The sequence below is a fragment of the Pseudomonas sp. DL genome, assembly GCF_047199225.1.
Classification (GTDB): Bacteria; Pseudomonadota; Gammaproteobacteria; order Pseudomonadales; family Pseudomonadaceae; genus Pseudomonas; species Pseudomonas aeruginosa.
This window is the reverse complement of the sequence record NZ_CP178323.1, coordinates 5544636-5558940: the sequence shown is the minus strand read 5'-3', so window position 1 is coordinate 5558940 and position 14305 is coordinate 5544636. Positions and strand designations below refer to the sequence as shown.

The following is a 14305-nucleotide window of genomic DNA, read 5'->3' as shown; positions in this document are numbered from 1 at the left end:
GCCGGATGAAAGGCAAGAGGAAACGCGGGTTTGAAGCGTCTCCACAAGTAACGTTGGCGAGCACCCGCCCTATAGGGCGCGACGGGAGAATGAAATGAATCGAAGTATTGCGATCCTGCTGCTGGGCCTGTCGCTGACCGGCTGCGTCGAGGCACGCTCGGTGGTACCGGCGGATGGCCCGGGCCCGCTGCTGGTGGCCCATCGCGCCGGCACCGCGGACTACCCGGAGAACACCCTGCTGGCGATCCGCAAGGCGCTGGACAACGGCGCCGACGCGCTATGGTTGTCGGTGCAGTTGAGCGCCGATGGCCATCCGGTGCTCTATCGCCCCGCTGACCTGGCGGTCCTGACCCAGGGCGCCGGTGCGGTCGGCCAGTCGAGCCTGGCCGAGCTGGCGCGCTTGAACGCCGGCTATATGTTCAAGGCCGAGGACGGCAGCTATCCCTACCGCCAGAAGCCGCTGCGGATTCCTACGCTGCGCCAGGCGCTGCGGGCGATCCCGCCGCAGGTGCCGGTGTTCCTCGACATGAAGTCGCTGCCGGTGGAGCCGCTGGTCGATGCCGTGGCCGGCGAGCTGGAGCGGCAGAAGGCCTGGTCGCGGGTGCGTTTCTATTCCACCGAGAAGGCCGCCAACGACTACCTGACGCAGCGCTACGCGGACCGCGCGCGACAGTTCGAAAGCCGCGATGCGACGCGCAACCGCCTGGTCGGCCTGGCCTTCGGCGAGCGCTGCGAGGCACCGCCGGCCGGCGGCACCTGGATGGGCATCGAGCTGCGCCGCGAACTGACGGTGACCGAGCGCTTCACCCTTGGCGAGTCTTCCTACAAGGTGCCGGCGGCGCAGTTGTGGACGCGCAAAGCGATGGACTGCGTGCGCCGCGAGCCGGTGAAGGTGGTGATGTTCGGCATCGAGACCGCCGAGGACTACCGCACCGCGCGCGCCCTGGGCGCCGACGCGGTGATGAGCAACTCGCCCAGGAAGATGGAGGCGATCCGCCGCCGGGTGCTCGCCGATCAGCCCGGCGGGTAGCTCGACAGCGCCCGTTTCACCGCTTCGCGCAGGGCCTTGGCCTGTTCGCTGGCGGAGTCGCCGGAGTCGAACTCGGCGCTGTTGCCCCACACCGGCTGGCCGCTGCGGGCGTCGTTCAGCTCGACGCGGACCACGGTGACCTGCACGGTGTAGCTGCGGGTCACCGGGTAGCTGGCGCCATAGCCGTACCAGGGATCGCGCCAGCCGCCGTAGTTGCCGTAGTAGCCGCCGTAGTAGTCGGTAACCTGGCGGGTGCGCAGTTCGTTGCGCAGGAACGCGCTGACCTGCAGGTCGGCCGCGCTGCCCGGCCGCGCCGGGCGCAGGCCGCGCTGGTCGAGCTGCTGGCTGACGGCGTCGCGCAACTGGTTGTCGTCCAGGCCCTGGGGAAAGCCGCTGACCCCGGCGGCGGCCCAGCTCCAGCTACGGTAGCGGGCGTAGTCGCGCGGCGCCGCCGGATAGGCGCCGGGATCGAGGCCGGGATTGGCCGCGGTGGCAGGCTGCGGCGGGTAGGGCAGAGAGCTGGCGCGGTAGGGATTGTCGCCCTGGCAGGCACCGAGGGCGGCCAGGCTGGCGAGTAACGGCAGGATCAACAGTCGCGATTGCATGCTCGACGCTCCGTGGCCGCGCTACGTCGGCGGCCCTTGCAGGCTCAGACTGCATTCTGCGCCTTTCATTGCGGGCGGCACAGCCAGTGCAGGTAGCGGCCAAGCCCGGCAAAGGCCGGGTGGCGGCGGTAGGCCAGTTCCATTTCTACCAGGTCGAGCCGTTCGGCCTTGGCCTGGAACTCGCTCGGCATGTAGTCGTGGAACACCCGCACGCCGCTGCGCGCCTCGATGCGCCAACGCGCTGCCAGCGCCTGTTCCAGCTCGCGCGGGTCGAGCGGGCGCTGCGGGGTCAGGCTCTGCCCCTCGCCAGCGAAGCGTTCCTTGCGCAGCTTGCGGAAGTGGCCCTTGAGCAGGTTGCGGTAGATCAGCGCGTCGCGATTGTAGAAGGCCAGCGACAGCCAGCCGCCGGGTGCGCAGAGTTGGTGCAGCACCGGCAGGATCGCATGGGGTTCGGCCAGCCACTCGAGCACGGCGTGGCAGAGCACCAGGTCGTAGGGCTCGGTGAGCTGGCCGAGCAGTTCCTGCCAGGGCGCCTGGATGAATTCGGCGGCCTGCCCGGCTTCGGCGAAGCGCTGGCGGGCGCCGTCGAGCATGGGTTGCGCTGGCTCGGCGAGGGTTACGCGGTGGCCGCGAGCGGCCAGCCAGAGCGACATGTGGCCGAGCCCGGCGCCGATGTCGAGGACCCGCAGAGGTCGCTCCGGGAGGGCCTCGGCGAGGTCGGCCTGGAGTACCGCGAGGCGGATCGCACCCTTGGCGCCGCCATAGATCTTTTCGGCGAAGCGCGTCGCCAGTTCGTCGAAATGGCGGTCGCTCATGGCAGGAAGCGCCGTTCGCAGTCGGCCAGCTTGGCGCGCACCACCTGTTCCAGGTCGAGGCCGGTTTCCCCGCAGAACAGCAGCAGATAAAGGACGATGTCGCCAACTTCCTGGCCAGCGTGTTCGAGCTGCTCGGCCGACAGCGTGCGCGACTGGTCTTCCGTCAGCCACTGGAAGATCTCCACCAGTTCGGCCATCTCGACGCTGGCGGCCATGGCCAGGTTCTTCGGGCTGTGGAATTGGCGCCAGTCGTTGCGGTCGCGGATGGCGTGCAGGCGCGCGGTGAGTTCGTGCAGGTCCATGGGGGATTCTTCGCGGTGGCGGTAAGCAGCCGCATAGCTTCGGGCTTTGCGCCCGAAGCTTCAAGGCATGGCGGACCGGCGTCAGCCCTGTAGCCGGCTCCAATGCCCGGCCATGTGCGGCAGGTCGTCCTTGCCGCGCAGGCTGAACTGGCCGTCCGCCGCCGCCGCGCTGGCCAGGAGGGTGAGGCTGGCCGGCAGCAGCACTGGCTTCTGGAAGCGCACCTCGACCCGATAGCCCGAGGCTGGCAGTCGCTCGCCGAGGGCGGCCAGGCTGCGAGCCTTGTTCCACAGGCCGTGGGCGATGGCGCGGGGAAAGCCGAACAGCTTGGCGCTGGGCGCCGACAGGTGGATCGGGTTGTAGTCGCCGGCGGCACGGGCATAGCGCCGGCCGATGTCGGCGGGCGCCTTCCAGTTATCGACCGGCTCCAGCGGCAGCGGCTCCTGCTCGGCTTTCGGCGGAATTTCGCCGGGCACCTTGACGCCGCGGCAGAGCACCTTGCTGTCGCCGACCCAGAGCAGGCCAAGCTGGTCTTCCAGGCGGGTGACGATGCTGAAGGTGGCGCCCTTGTCGTGCGGTTGCAGGTTTTCCACCGCGACGCTCACGGTGAACGGGCCGAGGCCGCCGAGCGCGCGCAGCACGTCGATGCGGTTCTCCAGGTGGACCAGGCCGAGCAGCGGGAAGGGGAAGCGCTTGTCGGTGAGCAGCGCCATCTGCAGCGGGAAGGCGAGGATGTGCGGGTAGGTCGGCGGCAGCAGGCCGTCGTCGCGGAAGCCGCAGACCTGGCGGTAGCGCTCGAGGTGCTTCGGGTCCACCGTGACCTGGCTGCGCAGGCCGCGCTCGGGCAGGGCCTTGCCGCGGATGCCGCGGCGCAGTGCGGCGCGCAGGAACAGGCCGGGCAGGGCGGGTGGGGCGGGCAGGTCGAGCCAGGCGGTGGGCATTGGACATCTCCTCGAAATAGGTGGCTGTCAGCTTAGTCGAGCACCCGCAGCAGGCATTGGCCGCCTGGCCGACGCCGCTGGCAGGGCGGTCAATCGGCTCCGGGATGCGTCTGCATCGAGATTTTCGACCACGCCGGCGGCTAGTCGATCTGAGGGTTTTTCCGTCATGCGGGATGGGTTATTTCTATGGCCTCTCCTTGAGAGGGGATGGCAAAGCTGCCTAAGATGGGCCCGCCCCATGGATAACTAGAAAAAACACCATGCGTGATCTGACCGACGATGTAGCGCTGATGCGCCCGGTGATCGACGCCCTGCGCGCCAGCGGCTGCGATCCGGACCGGGTCCTGGTCCGTGTCGGGCTGCCACCGGGTGGCCTGCCGGCCGGCCGTTTCCCCCATTCCGCACAGAACCTGTTCTGGAAGGCCGCCGCCGACGAGTGCGGCGAAGAGCATGTCGGCCTGCACCTGGCCGAGCACCTGCCGGCGTTCCACGGCCTGCTCCTGGAATACCTGTTCCTCTCCAGCGATACCTTCGGCGCCGGCCTGCGCCATTCCCTGCGCTACGTACGCCTGCTGTCCGACACCCTGCAGGCGCAACTGGAGGTGGAGGGCGAGCGCGCGGTGCTGTCGCTGGGCGAATCGCCGGCGATCAACCGCCACTTCCCGGAAATGCTCGCCGGCGCGGTGATCCGCCTGTTCGGCGCGCTCACCGAGGGCGAGTTCAAGCCGCTGGAAGTGCAACTGATGAACGAAACCGGCGCGCCGATGGAGCGCTACCGTGCGGTCTACGGCTGCCCGACGATCCTCGGCATGCCGCGCTACGCGCTGGTATTCGATGCCGCGGTGCTGGACAAACCCTCGCGCCACGCCGCCCCGGAACTGCTGCGCATGCACGAGTCGCTGGCGCGCCGGCAACTGGCCGAGGTGGAGCGCCTGGACCTGGTGCGCCAGGTCCGCGAACTGATCGGCGAGTTGCTGGTGGACGGAGGCGCCACCCTGGAGCAGGTCGCCGCGCGCCTCGGCATGCCGGCCCGACGTCTGCGCGAACGCCTGGCGATGGCCGGGGTGCGCTTCAACGATCTGGTCACCGACTACCGCTGCCGACTGGCCAAGGAACTGCTGCTGAAGACCGACGAGCGCATCGAAGTGATCGTCGAACGCACCGGGTTTTCCGAGCCGAGCACCTTCTATCGCGCGTTCAAGCGCTGGGTCGGCGAGACGCCGGTGGAGTTCCGCCGGCGCGGGCAGCAGGGGCGCGGGTAGGGCCTGTCCGAAGGGGCTACCGGTGTTTTCCTGGTGCAGGGCGCCTGCCCGTCGCCGGGGAGTTAGGGGCCGCCTCAGGCCCCCAGCAGGCTCTGCCCGCACACCCTCAGCACCTGGCCGCTGACCGCGCCGGACGACGGCTGGACGAACCAGGCCACCGTTTCGGCGACGTCCTGCGGCAGGCCGCCCTGGCTCATGGAGTTCATCCGCCGGCCGGCCTCGCGGATGGTCAGCGGAATGGCGGCGGTCATCTGCGTCTCGATGAAGCCCGGCGCCACCGCGTTGATGGTGATGCCGCGCTTGCCCAGCGCCGGCGCCCAGGCCTGGGCCAGGCCGATCAGGCCGGCCTTGCTCACCGCGTAGTTGCTCTGCCCGAGGTTGCCGGCGATGCCGCTGATCGACGCCAGCAACACCACTCGGCCGTTGTCATGCAGCTTGCCGCCGTCGAGCAGGGCCTGGGTCAGCACCTGCGGGGCATTGAGGTTGACGTTGATCACCGAGTTCCAGAAGTCGCTGCTCATCTTCGCCAGGGTCTTGTCGCGAGTGATCCCGGCGTTGTGCACGACGATATCGACGCCCTCCGGCAGCGCCTCCACCAGTTGCTGCCCGGCGTCCGCGGCGCAGATGTCGAGGGCCACGGCACGGCCGCCGAGGCGCGCGGCGAGGCCTTCGAGGGCCTCCCTGGCCGGCGGCACGTCGAGCAGCACCACTTCCGCGCCGTCGCGCGCCAGGGTTTCCGCGATGGCCGCGCCAATGCCGCGGGCGGCGCCGGTGACCAGTGCGCGCTGGCCGGCCAGCGGCTTGCTCCAGTCGTGGACCTGGGCGCTGTTGGCGGCAAGACGGATCACCTGGCCGGAGACGTAGGCGCTCTTCGGCGAGAGGAAGAAGCGCAGTGCGCCTTCCAGTTGGTCCTCGGCGCCCTTGCCGACGTACAGCAACTGCACGTTGCCGCCGCGACGGATTTCCTTGCCCAGGGAGCGGGTGAAACCTTCCAGGCTGCGTTGCACGCTGGCGGCGACCGGGTCCTTGAGAGACTCGGGGGGGCGTCCGAGGACCACCACCTTCGGGCACTTGTCGAGGCCCTTGAGCACCGGCTGGAAGAAGTCGCGCAGCGCCACCAACTGCTCGAAGCGGGTCAGGCCGCTGGCGTCGAACAGCACCGCCTTGGCCCGCGGGCTGTGCTCGGCGGTCCAGCGCGGCAGCTCGAACTGTCCCTCGACGGCGGCGAACACCGCGTCGGTCAGCTTGCCGGCGAAGGGCAGCACGGCCTCGGCCAGCGCGCCGCTCCCGCCGATCACCAGCGGGCCGTCCACCGGCCGTACCCGGCCGGCCTGCCAGCGCTCCAGGCGCAGCGGGGAGGGAAGGCCGACGGCGCCAACCAGGCGGCGGCCGACGGGGGAGTTGGCGAAGGCGATGTAACGATCGGTCATGGAACGGGCTCCCGGTGGAAAGGCTCCAAGGCTGAAGGTGGATTCCGCCGGCCAACGATGCCGAGGGAACGCGGGTAACAGTGTGGACAACTCTACGCAGCCACCTGTTCGCCGCAATTGACCGCGCTGACCGGGATAACGGCAGGGCGGCCAATGCGACGCGACCGGCTAAGGTTAGCCTGTGCGCCACTGACCGCTCAGTTAACGGGTCGAGCCTCGGCTCGGCGTAAACGATTCCAGCAAGGAGTTCTTCCATGACCCAGCTGCGCCGGGTCGCCATTGTCGGCGGCAACCGTATTCCCTTCGCCCGCTCGAACACCGTGTACGCCACGGCGAGCAACCAGGAGATGCTCACTTCCGCCCTGGAAGGCCTGGTGGAGCGCTACAACCTGCACGGAGAGCGCCTTGGCGAGGTGGTGGCCGGCGCCGTGCTGAAGCATTCGCGCGACTTCAACCTGACCCGCGAATGCGTGCTCGGTTCGCGCCTGGCCCCGGAAACCCCGGCCTACGATATCCAGCAGGCCTGCGGTACCGGCCTGGAGGCGGCGATCCTGGTGGCCAACAAGATCGCCCTCGGGCAGATCGACAGCGGCATCGCCGGCGGCGTCGATACCACTTCCGACGCGCCGATCGGGGTCAACGAGGGCCTGCGCAAGATTCTCCTCGAGGCCAACCGCGGCAAGAGCAACCTGGACAAGCTCAAGAGCCTGCTGAAGATCCGCCCGCGCCACGTGGTCCCGGCCATCCCGCGCAACGGCGAGCCGCGCACCGGGCTGTCGATGGGGGAGTCCTGCGAACTGATGGCGCAGACCTGGCAGATTCCCCGCGACGAGCAGGACAGGCTGGCCTTCGAGAGCCACCACAAGCTGGCCGCGGCCTATGAGGAGGGCTGGCAGAACGACTTGATGACGCCGTTCCGCGGCCTGACCCGCGACCAGAACCTGCGCCCGGATATCGACCTGGAGAAGATCGGCACCCTCAAGCCGGTGTTCGAGCGCGGTTCGCGCGGCACCCTCACGGCGGCCAACTCGACGCCGCTGACCGACGGCGCCTCGGTGGTACTGCTGGCCAGCGAGGAGTGGGCGAAGGCGCGCGGCCTGCCGATCCTGGCCTATTTCAAGGACGGCGAGGCGGCGGCGGTGAACTTCGTCGATCGCCAGGAGGGCCTGCTGATGGCGCCGGTCTACGCGGTGCCGCGGCTGCTGGCACGCAACGGCCTGAGCCTGCAGGACTTCGACTACTACGAGATCCACGAGGCCTTCGCCGCCCAGGTGCTCTGCACCCTGAAGGCCTGGGAAGACCCCGAGTACTGCAAGACCCGCCTCGGCCTCGACCAGCCGCTGGGCTCCATCGACCGCAGCAAGCTCAACGTCAAGGGCAGCTCGCTGGCCGCCGGCCACCCGTTCGCCGCCACGGGAGGACGGATCGTCGCCAACCTGGCCAAGCTGCTCTCGCTGGCGGAGCAGGGACGCGGGCTGATTTCCATCTGCGCTGCCGGTGGGCAGGGTGTGACCGCGATCATCGAGCGGTAATCCAATAGGGCGAGCGGCCTTGTCGCTCGACGATGTAAGCAACTCCGTGACTTGGGCGGTGCCGTGCGAACGGGACCGCCTTTTTTTTGCTGGCGCCCTACGGTTCGGGTTCGTCGGCGGCGTTGGAGACAGCGAATTCGACGCTTGTACGGAGAATCCCCTCTCTCTTCAGGGAGAGAGTTGGGGTGAGGGCGGCTCCGCTATCGGCCGGGAGTGCCGCTGCGGCGGATAACGCCGTTGGCGTTATGCGCCCTACCGTTCGGGTTCGTGGCGGCGATGAAGTACGGATCCCGACGCCTGCCGGATAACCCCGGCGTAGGGCTCACGCCGCACATCCGCCATTGCCGTCCTGCCCCCGCAGGCTTGCCGGCTGGCGGTCGGCGAAGGGGGTGGAGAGGATCATCGAGGTCTTGCTGATGCCGAACTTCATCAGCCGGTCGATCAGGTCCTGCAGCTCCGGCATCGAAGCCACGGCGGCCTTCATCAGCACGCAGGCGTCGCCGGTGATCCGGTGGCAGAGGGTCAGTTGGGGGATCCGGGCCAGTTCGTCGAGCACCGACTGGCAATCCTTCTCGGTGATCCGCAGTTCGATCACGCACTCGATGGGCAGGCCGAGCTTGGCCAGGTTCACCGAGGCGTGGTAGCCGGTGATCACCCCTTCGGCCTCCAGCTTGGCCACCCGGTCGGCCACCGCCGGGGGCGACAGGTTGATGCGCCGGGCCAGTTCGGCGAAGGTCAGGCGGCCGTTGTCGATCAGGGCGGCGAGGAGCGCACGGTCGTATTTGTCCATGATGGATCCCGGTTGTCGAATCGACGGAAAGCATGGCCGATTTCCATGGAAAGAAAAGTGTTACGTCCCGATAACCAGCGGCTGTGCCTTAACCGGCGGGTAGCGACCTCATAAAATGAAGTCTTTCTCCCGCCTGCCCTGTCGAGTGCTTTCCATGCCTGCCCGTCGCCTTCCGCTGTTGCTTTTCGGTGCGTTCTTCGCCCTGTACTTCATCTGGGGCTCCACTTACCTGGCGATCCGCTTCGGCGTCGAGTCCTGGCCTCCGATGCTGATGGCCGGGGTGCGCTTCGTCATCGCCGGCGGCCTGATGTTCGCCTGGTTGCGCTGGCGCGGCGCGCCGTTGCCGACCTGGCGCGAGTGGCGCGGCGCGGGGGTCGTCGGAATCCTCCTGCTCAGTTGCGGCAACGGCGGGGTGACGGTGGCCGAGCACTGGGGCGTGTCTTCCGGGGTGGCGGCCCTCGCGGTGGCTACGGTGCCGCTGTTCACCCTGCTGTTCAGCCAGTTGTTCGGCCAGCGCAACACCACCCTGGAATGGGGCGGCATCGTGCTCGGGCTGTTCGGCATCGTCCTGCTCAACCTCGGTTCGAACCTCCAGGCCAGCCCTGCCGGCGCCGGCCTGATCCTGTTCGCCGCCGCGTCCTGGGCCTTCGGCTCGGTGTGGAGCCGGCGCCTGTCGCTGCCGGCCGGACCGATGGCCAGCGCCGCGGAAATGCTGGTCGGCGGCGCGGTGCTGCTGGTCGGCAGCCTGGCCAGCGGCGAGCGCCTGGAGCATTGGCCGAGCACCAGCGGCTGGCTGGCGCTGGTGTACCTGATCCTGTTCGGCTCGATCATCGCCTTCAGCGCCTACCAGTACCTGCTGCGCAACGTACGGCCGGCGGCGGCCACCAGCTATGCCTACGTCAATCCGGCGGTGGCGGTGTTGCTCGGCACCCTGTTCGCCGGCGAGCGGATCGGCGGTATCGAGGGGCTGGCGATGGCGGTGATCATCAGCGCCGTGGTGCTCATCGGCCTGCCCCAGTGGCGCGCCAGCCGCGCCGCCGCCTGAATGCCTTAAGCGATCCCTAAGGCGGGCTGCGCCATGCTGCGGCGCAGCGCCCGGATGGGCCGGGCTGACGGGGGTACGAAGATGAAAGCGCTGGTCATCGGTGTGGTCCTGGTGTTCCTTGGCGGTTGCGCCAGTCACGTGAGCCCCGGCGGCAAGGCCATCGAGTCGCCGATCAAGGAGTATTTCGGCCAGGACCCCATCGAGCGCCGGGCCTTCGGCGAGAGCGAGAACGGCGCCGAGGCCGAGGATTCGCCACTGCGTTTCCGCCTGACGCCCTGAACGGTCGCCCCGGGCGCCTGACCGGACGTGCAGAAGTCGTCTCCAGCGTCTTCAATACGGAATGACGGTCGCCGCCAGGCGGCCCCGTAGCGAAGGCCGGAGGGGCGATGGAGAACATGCTGGACAGGCCCGAGCAGGAACTCGTGCTGGTGGTGGACGACACCCCGGACAACCTGCTGCTGATGCGCGAGCTGCTCGAGGAGCAGTACCGCGTGCGCACCGCCGGCAGCGGCCCGGCCGGGCTGCGGGCGGCCGTCGAAGAGCCGCGCCCGGACCTGATCCTGCTCGATGTGAACATGCCGGGCATGGACGGCTACGAGGTCTGCCGACGGCTCAAGGCCGATCCGCTGACCCGCGACATCCCGTTGATGTTCCTCACTGCCCGCGCCGATCGCGACGACGAGCAACAGGGCCTGGCCCTGGGCGCGGTGGATTACCTGGGCAAGCCGGTGAGCCCGCCGATCGTCCTGGCGCGGGTGCGTACCCATCTGCAATTGAAGGCCAATGCCGATTTCCTGCGCGACAAGAGCGAATACCTGGAACTCGAAGTGCGCCGTCGCACGCGCCAGCTGCAACAGTTGCAGGACGCCGTCATCGAAGCCCTGGCGACCCTTGGCGATCTTCGCGACAACCCGCGCAGCCGCCATCTTCCGCGTATCGAGCGCTATGTCAGGCTGCTCGCCGAGCACCTGGCGGCGCAGCGGGCGTTCGCCGACGAGCTGACTCCGGAGGCTGTCGACCTGCTGAGCAAGTCGGCGCTGTTGCATGACATCGGCAAGGTCGCGGTGCCCGACCGGGTCCTGCTCAACCCCGGGCAACTGGACGCCGCCGACACCGCCCTGCTACAGGGCCATACCCGCGCCGGGCGCGACGCCCTGGCCAGCGCCGAGCGGCGGCTCGGCCAGCCTTCCGGATTCCTCCGCTTCGCCCGGCAGATCGCCTACAGTCATCACGAACGCTGGGATGGCCGGGGCTTTCCGGAAGGCCTTGCGGGCGAGCGGATTCCCCTGGCGGCGCGGATCGTCGCCCTGGCCGACCGCTACGATGAACTGACCAGCCGGCACGCCTACCGGCCGCCGCTGGCGCATGCCGAGGCGGTGCTGCTGATCCAGGCCGGCGCCGGCAGTGAATTCGACCCACGGCTGGTGGAGGCCTTCGTCGCCGTGGCCGACGCTTTCGCCGAGGTTGCCCGGCGCTACGCCGACAGCGCCGAGGCGCTGGACGTGGAGATGCAGCGGCTGGAACAGGCGGTGGCGGAAAGCATCGAACTCACCGCGCCACCGGCCTAGTACGCCGATCGGTGCGCAGTCCGGCGGAAAGCCGGCGCGTCCGGCTGTGCTCGGCACGGCGTTTGCCGTATAACGTCAGACCCTTTGCCTTACACATTGGCCCCGAGGAACCGCGTAGCACCGATGAAGACACCCAGACGCCTGGAACCGTTGATCGAAGACGGTCTGATCGACGAGGTCGTGCGCCCGCTGATGAGCGGCAAGGAAGCCTCGGTCTATGTGGTGCGTTGCGGCGACAGCCTGCGTTGCGCCAAGGTCTACAAGGAGGCCAACAAGCGCAGCTTCCGCCAGGCCGCCGAGTACCAGGAGGGCCGCAAGGTCCGCAACAGCCGCCAGGCGCGGGCCATGGCCAAGGGCTCGAAGTATGGCCGCCGCGAACAGGAGGAAGCCTGGCAGAATGCCGAAGTGGCGGCCCTGTTCCGTCTCGCCGGGGCTGGTGTGCGGGTGCCGAAGCCCTATGATTTCCTCGATGGCGTGTTGCTGATGGAACTGGTGGCGGACGCCGACGGCGATGCTGCGCCGCGTCTCAACGACGTGACGCTGGAGCCCGACGAGGCACGGCGCCACCACGCTTTCCTGATCCGCCAGATCGTCGCCATGCTCTGCGCCGGCCTGGTGCACGGCGACCTCTCCGAGTTCAACGTCCTGCTCGGTCCGGATGGCCCGGTGATCATCGACTTGCCGCAGGCGGTCGACGCGGCCGGCAACAACCATGCGTTCAGCATGCTCGAACGCGACGTCGGCAACATGGCCGCCTACTTCGGCCGCTTCGCCCCGGAACTCAGGCAGACCCGCTATGCCAAGGAAATGTGGGCGCTCTACGAAGCCGGCGAGCTGACAGCGGAAACCCCGCTCAGCGGCACCTTCGTCGAAGCCGAAGAGGCCGCCGACGTGCGCGCGGTGCTCCGCGAGATCGAGGCCGCGCAGCGCGAGGAGGCGCGTCGCCAGGCGCTGCGCCAGGCCGACGACGCGCCGCGTGGCGAGCGCGAGGAACCGCCGCCGCCCTGGTTGCAGTGAGCGGCTGGCGGATGTTTTTTCCCGCCAACTGTATCGCGACCCTTGCGCACGCAACTGCTAGCGTGGCCTGAAGTTTTCCGGAGGCCGCCATGCCTGTTGCACATATCCTGCTCGCCCTGCTGGTGACCCTGATCTGGGGTCTGAACTTCGTCGTTATCAAGGTCGGCCTCGGCGACTTCCCGCCGCTGCTGTTCTGCGCCCTGCGCTTCGCCCTGGCGGCGCTGCCGCTGTTGGTCCTGCGCGGGCCGATGCCGGCGCCGTTCGGACGCATCCTGCTGATCGGCGTGCTCCTCGGGGTGGTCAAGTTCGGCCTGCTGTTCGTCGGCATGGCCCAAGGCATGCCGGCCGGGCTGTCGTCGCTGGTGCTGCAGAGCCAGGTATTCTTCACCATCCTCATCGCCGCCCTGTGGCTGGGCGAGCGGCCGACGCCGCGCGGGTTGTTCGGCCTCCTGCTGGCGGCGGCGGGGCTGGTCCTGATCGGCCTGGAACGGCCGCTGGGAGACAGCCTGCTGGCATTCCTGCTGGTGGTCGCCGCAGCGCTGGCCTGGTCCTTCGCCAATATCGCCACCAAGCGTTCCGGGGCCACCGACATGCTGCGCCTGATCTGCTGGGTCAGCCTGGTCCCGCCGTTGCCGCTGCTGGCGCTTTCCTATCTATTCGAAGGTCCGCAAGCCATCGAGCGCGCAGTGCTGAACATGAGCTGGGGCGGCTTCGGCGCGCTGCTCTACATCGCCTTCGGCGCGACCACGGTGGGCTTCGCCATCTGGAGTTTCCTCCTGCGCCACTACCCGGCCAGCCTGGTGACCCCGTTCGCCCTGGCGGTGCCGGTGTCGGGCATGCTCGCCGGCTGGCTGCTGCTCGGCGAACGCCTCGACCTGGACAGCCTGCTGGCCTGCGCGCTGGTGTTCGTCGGGCTGGCCATCACCCTGTTGCCGGCCAGCCTGCTGCGACGCTTCGCCTGGCCGGTGCGGCGGTTGGGATGAAAACGGCGGAAGACATCCTCGCGCTGATCGCCGCCGATTCCTCGCGCCTGCATCTGCTCCGCGTGCTGCGCGAGGTCGGCCCGGAGGGCGCCTGGATCGGCGCCGGCTTCGTGCGCAACGCGGTATGGGACCATCTGCATGGCTACGGCGAAGCCACGCCGCTGGCGGACATCGACGTACTTCATTTCGCCCCGCGGGCCCTCGACCCGCAGGCCGACGCCGACTTCGAGGCCGCGTTGCGCCGTCGCTGCGAGGCACCCTGGTCGGTGAAGAACCAGGCGCGCATGCACCTGCGCAACGGCGACCGGCCCTACCGGGATTGCGCCGATGCGCTGTGCCACTGGGCGGAAACGTGCACGGCGGTGGCGCTGCGGCTCGTCGGCGAACGCCTGGAGCTACTGGCACCGCTGGACGTCGACGACCTGCTGGCGCTTAAGGTGCGGCCCACCGCGCATTTCGCCGGCAAGCCGGAGGTCTACCGGCGGCGCCTGCGGGAGAAGAACTGGACGGCGCGCTGGCCGCTGCTGGATATCAGTGGCAGCAGCCAGACGCCAGGTCCTTGAGGATCGGGCAGTCGGGGCGGTGGTCGCCCTGGCAGTGCTCGACCAGGTCCTGCAGGGTGTCGCGCAGGGTGCTGAGCTCCTCGATCTTGCGATTCAGCTCGCGCACGTGCTGCGCCGCCAGGGCCTTGACGTCGGCACTGGCACGCTGGCGATCCTGCCAGAGGGTGAGCAGCTTGCCGACTTCGTCGAGGGAGAAACCGAGGTCCCGCGAACGGCGGATGAACGCCAGGGTATGCAGGTCGTTCTCGTTGTAGTGGCGGTAGCCGCTGGCGCTGCGTCCGGCTGGGCGGAGCAGCTCGATGGACTCGTAGTAACGGATCATCTTCGGCGTCAGTCCGCTTTTCTTCGCCGCTTCACCGATGTTCATCCGGGTCTCCTGGGAGGTTGCGAAGCCGCTAGCCTATCCCTTTCCCGGCCAATGCGC

16 protein-coding genes are annotated in these 14305 nt (G+C 68.8%); 9 read left to right on the top strand and 7 right to left on the bottom strand.

Translation table 11 applies throughout. From position 1 onward, the window contains the following. Positions 1–94 precede the first annotated feature (94 nt). Positions 95–1030, top strand: a complete 936-nt coding sequence (locus ACI766_RS26000; RefSeq protein WP_003102260.1) for a glycerophosphodiester phosphodiesterase family protein — start codon at positions 95–97, stop codon at positions 1028–1030. Here the strand turns inward: ACI766_RS26000 and ACI766_RS25995 are convergent. The 4 genes from ACI766_RS25995 to ACI766_RS25980 all read right to left on the bottom strand — a co-directional run bounded on the left by ACI766_RS25995 (position 1015) and on the right by ACI766_RS25980 (position 3691). Further along, positions 1015–1635, bottom strand: coding sequence for a DUF4136 domain-containing protein (locus ACI766_RS25995; protein ID WP_003102259.1), 621 nt, complete (start codon positions 1633–1635; stop codon positions 1015–1017). The two genes, ACI766_RS26000 and ACI766_RS25995, sit on opposite strands and share 16 nt — an antisense overlap. A gap of 65 nt (positions 1636–1700) precedes the next feature. Then, the gene (locus ACI766_RS25990) at positions 1701–2450 is read right to left on the bottom strand and encodes a methyltransferase domain-containing protein (protein ID WP_003111303.1); all 750 of its coding nucleotides are present in this window, start codon (positions 2448–2450) and stop codon (positions 1701–1703) included. Next, the gene (locus tag ACI766_RS25985; protein WP_003102255.1) at positions 2447–2752 is read right to left on the bottom strand and encodes a nucleotide pyrophosphohydrolase; all 306 of its coding nucleotides are present in this window, start codon (positions 2750–2752) and stop codon (positions 2447–2449) included. The genes ACI766_RS25990 and ACI766_RS25985 overlap by 4 nt, the downstream gene beginning before the upstream one ends. Before the next feature lie 81 nt (positions 2753–2833). Continuing rightward, on the bottom strand, positions 2834–3691 hold the full coding sequence (locus tag ACI766_RS25980; protein ID WP_003095272.1) for a MaoC family dehydratase: 858 nt from the start codon (positions 3689–3691) through the stop codon (positions 2834–2836). A 260-nt stretch (positions 3692–3951) separates the two neighbouring features. On the opposite strand from ACI766_RS25980, the gene ACI766_RS25975 reads away from it, so the two are divergent. After that, positions 3952–4953, top strand: a complete 1002-nt coding sequence (locus ACI766_RS25975) for an AraC family transcriptional regulator (RefSeq protein ID WP_003095270.1) — start codon at positions 3952–3954, stop codon at positions 4951–4953. A gap of 74 nt (positions 4954–5027) precedes the next feature. Here ACI766_RS25975 and ACI766_RS25970 read toward each other — a convergent pair whose 3' ends face one another. Beyond that, complete coding sequence (locus tag ACI766_RS25970) at positions 5028–6383, bottom strand: 3-oxoacyl-ACP reductase (RefSeq protein ID WP_003123512.1); 1356 nt, start codon at positions 6381–6383, stop codon at positions 5028–5030. Positions 6384–6637: 254 nt separating this feature from the next. Here ACI766_RS25970 and ACI766_RS25965 point away from each other — a divergent pair, with 254 nt between their 5' ends. Then, positions 6638–7915: an acetyl-CoA C-acetyltransferase gene (locus tag ACI766_RS25965; RefSeq protein WP_003102247.1), complete on the top strand. Its 1278-nt coding sequence runs from the start codon at positions 6638–6640 to the stop codon at positions 7913–7915. A 322-nt stretch (positions 7916–8237) separates the two neighbouring features. Here the strand turns inward: ACI766_RS25965 and ACI766_RS25960 are convergent, their stop codons facing one another. Further along, entirely contained in the window at positions 8238–8705 is a 468-nt protein-coding gene (locus tag ACI766_RS25960) for an Lrp/AsnC family transcriptional regulator (protein WP_003095262.1), read from the bottom strand. A gap of 154 nt (positions 8706–8859) precedes the next feature. On the opposite strand from ACI766_RS25960, the gene yedA reads away from it, so the two are divergent. The 6 genes from yedA (at position 8860) to ACI766_RS25930 (ending at position 13881) form a co-directional block, all read left to right on the top strand. Then, entirely contained in the window at positions 8860–9750 is an 891-nt protein-coding gene (gene yedA, locus ACI766_RS25955) for a drug/metabolite exporter YedA (protein WP_003161350.1), read from the top strand. 33 nt (positions 9751–9783) lie between these two features. Further along, on the top strand, positions 9784–10029 hold the full coding sequence (locus ACI766_RS25950; RefSeq protein ID WP_003102243.1) for a hypothetical protein: 246 nt from the start codon (positions 9784–9786) through the stop codon (positions 10027–10029). Between the two features lie 107 nt (positions 10030–10136). Beyond that, on the top strand, positions 10137–11318 hold the full coding sequence (locus ACI766_RS25945) for a cyclic di-GMP phosphodiesterase (RefSeq protein WP_023104766.1): 1182 nt from the start codon (positions 10137–10139) through the stop codon (positions 11316–11318). Positions 11319–11441: 123 nt separating this feature from the next. After that, a complete protein-coding gene (locus ACI766_RS25940; RefSeq protein WP_003095255.1) occupies positions 11442–12335 on the top strand; it encodes a PA4780 family RIO1-like protein kinase in 894 nt (297 codons plus the stop codon). An 89-nt stretch (positions 12336–12424) separates the two neighbouring features. Then, a complete protein-coding gene (locus ACI766_RS25935) occupies positions 12425–13318 on the top strand; it encodes an EamA family transporter (protein WP_003102239.1) in 894 nt (297 codons plus the stop codon). After that, positions 13315–13881 (top strand): nucleotidyltransferase family protein, encoded by a 567-nt coding sequence (locus ACI766_RS25930; RefSeq protein ID WP_023086678.1) that lies wholly within the window; start codon positions 13315–13317, stop codon positions 13879–13881. The genes ACI766_RS25935 and ACI766_RS25930 overlap by 4 nt, the downstream gene beginning before the upstream one ends. Here the strand turns inward: ACI766_RS25930 and cueR are convergent. Continuing rightward, complete coding sequence (cueR, locus tag ACI766_RS25925; RefSeq protein ID WP_003095248.1) at positions 13850–14248, bottom strand: Cu(I)-responsive transcriptional regulator; 399 nt, start codon at positions 14246–14248, stop codon at positions 13850–13852. The two genes, ACI766_RS25930 and cueR, sit on opposite strands and share 32 nt — an antisense overlap. Positions 14249–14305 lie beyond the last annotated feature (57 nt).

Excerpts from the sequence above, each read along its gene's own strand:
- ACI766_RS25950 (WP_003102243.1), top strand. The coding sequence starts at position 9,784 with ATGCTGCGGCGCAGCGCCCGGATGGGCCGGGCTGACGGGGGTACGAAG.
- ACI766_RS25980 (WP_003095272.1), bottom strand. The coding sequence starts at position 3,691 with ATGCCCACCGCCTGGCTCGACCTGCCCGCCCCACCCGCCCTGCCCGGC.
- ACI766_RS25945 (WP_023104766.1), top strand. The coding sequence starts at position 10,137 with ATGGAGAACATGCTGGACAGGCCCGAGCAGGAACTCGTGCTGGTGGTG.
- ACI766_RS25970 (WP_003123512.1), bottom strand. The coding sequence starts at position 6,383 with ATGACCGATCGTTACATCGCCTTCGCCAACTCCCCCGTCGGCCGCCGC.
- ACI766_RS25975 (WP_003095270.1), top strand. The coding sequence starts at position 3,952 with ATGCGTGATCTGACCGACGATGTAGCGCTGATGCGCCCGGTGATCGAC.
- ACI766_RS25930 (WP_023086678.1), top strand. The coding sequence starts at position 13,315 with ATGAAAACGGCGGAAGACATCCTCGCGCTGATCGCCGCCGATTCCTCG.
- ACI766_RS25985 (WP_003102255.1), bottom strand. The coding sequence starts at position 2,752 with ATGGACCTGCACGAACTCACCGCGCGCCTGCACGCCATCCGCGACCGC.
- ACI766_RS25995 (WP_003102259.1), bottom strand. The coding sequence starts at position 1,635 with ATGCAATCGCGACTGTTGATCCTGCCGTTACTCGCCAGCCTGGCCGCC.
- ACI766_RS25940 (WP_003095255.1), top strand. The coding sequence starts at position 11,442 with ATGAAGACACCCAGACGCCTGGAACCGTTGATCGAAGACGGTCTGATC.
- ACI766_RS25965 (WP_003102247.1), top strand. The coding sequence starts at position 6,638 with ATGACCCAGCTGCGCCGGGTCGCCATTGTCGGCGGCAACCGTATTCCC.
- ACI766_RS26000 (WP_003102260.1), top strand. The coding sequence starts at position 95 with ATGAATCGAAGTATTGCGATCCTGCTGCTGGGCCTGTCGCTGACCGGC.
- ACI766_RS25990 (WP_003111303.1), bottom strand. The coding sequence starts at position 2,450 with ATGAGCGACCGCCATTTCGACGAACTGGCGACGCGCTTCGCCGAAAAG.
- ACI766_RS25960 (WP_003095262.1), bottom strand. The coding sequence starts at position 8,705 with ATGGACAAATACGACCGTGCGCTCCTCGCCGCCCTGATCGACAACGGC.
- cueR (WP_003095248.1), bottom strand. The coding sequence starts at position 14,248 with ATGAACATCGGTGAAGCGGCGAAGAAAAGCGGACTGACGCCGAAGATG.
- ACI766_RS25935 (WP_003102239.1), top strand. The coding sequence starts at position 12,425 with ATGCCTGTTGCACATATCCTGCTCGCCCTGCTGGTGACCCTGATCTGG.
- yedA (WP_003161350.1), top strand. The coding sequence starts at position 8,860 with ATGCCTGCCCGTCGCCTTCCGCTGTTGCTTTTCGGTGCGTTCTTCGCC.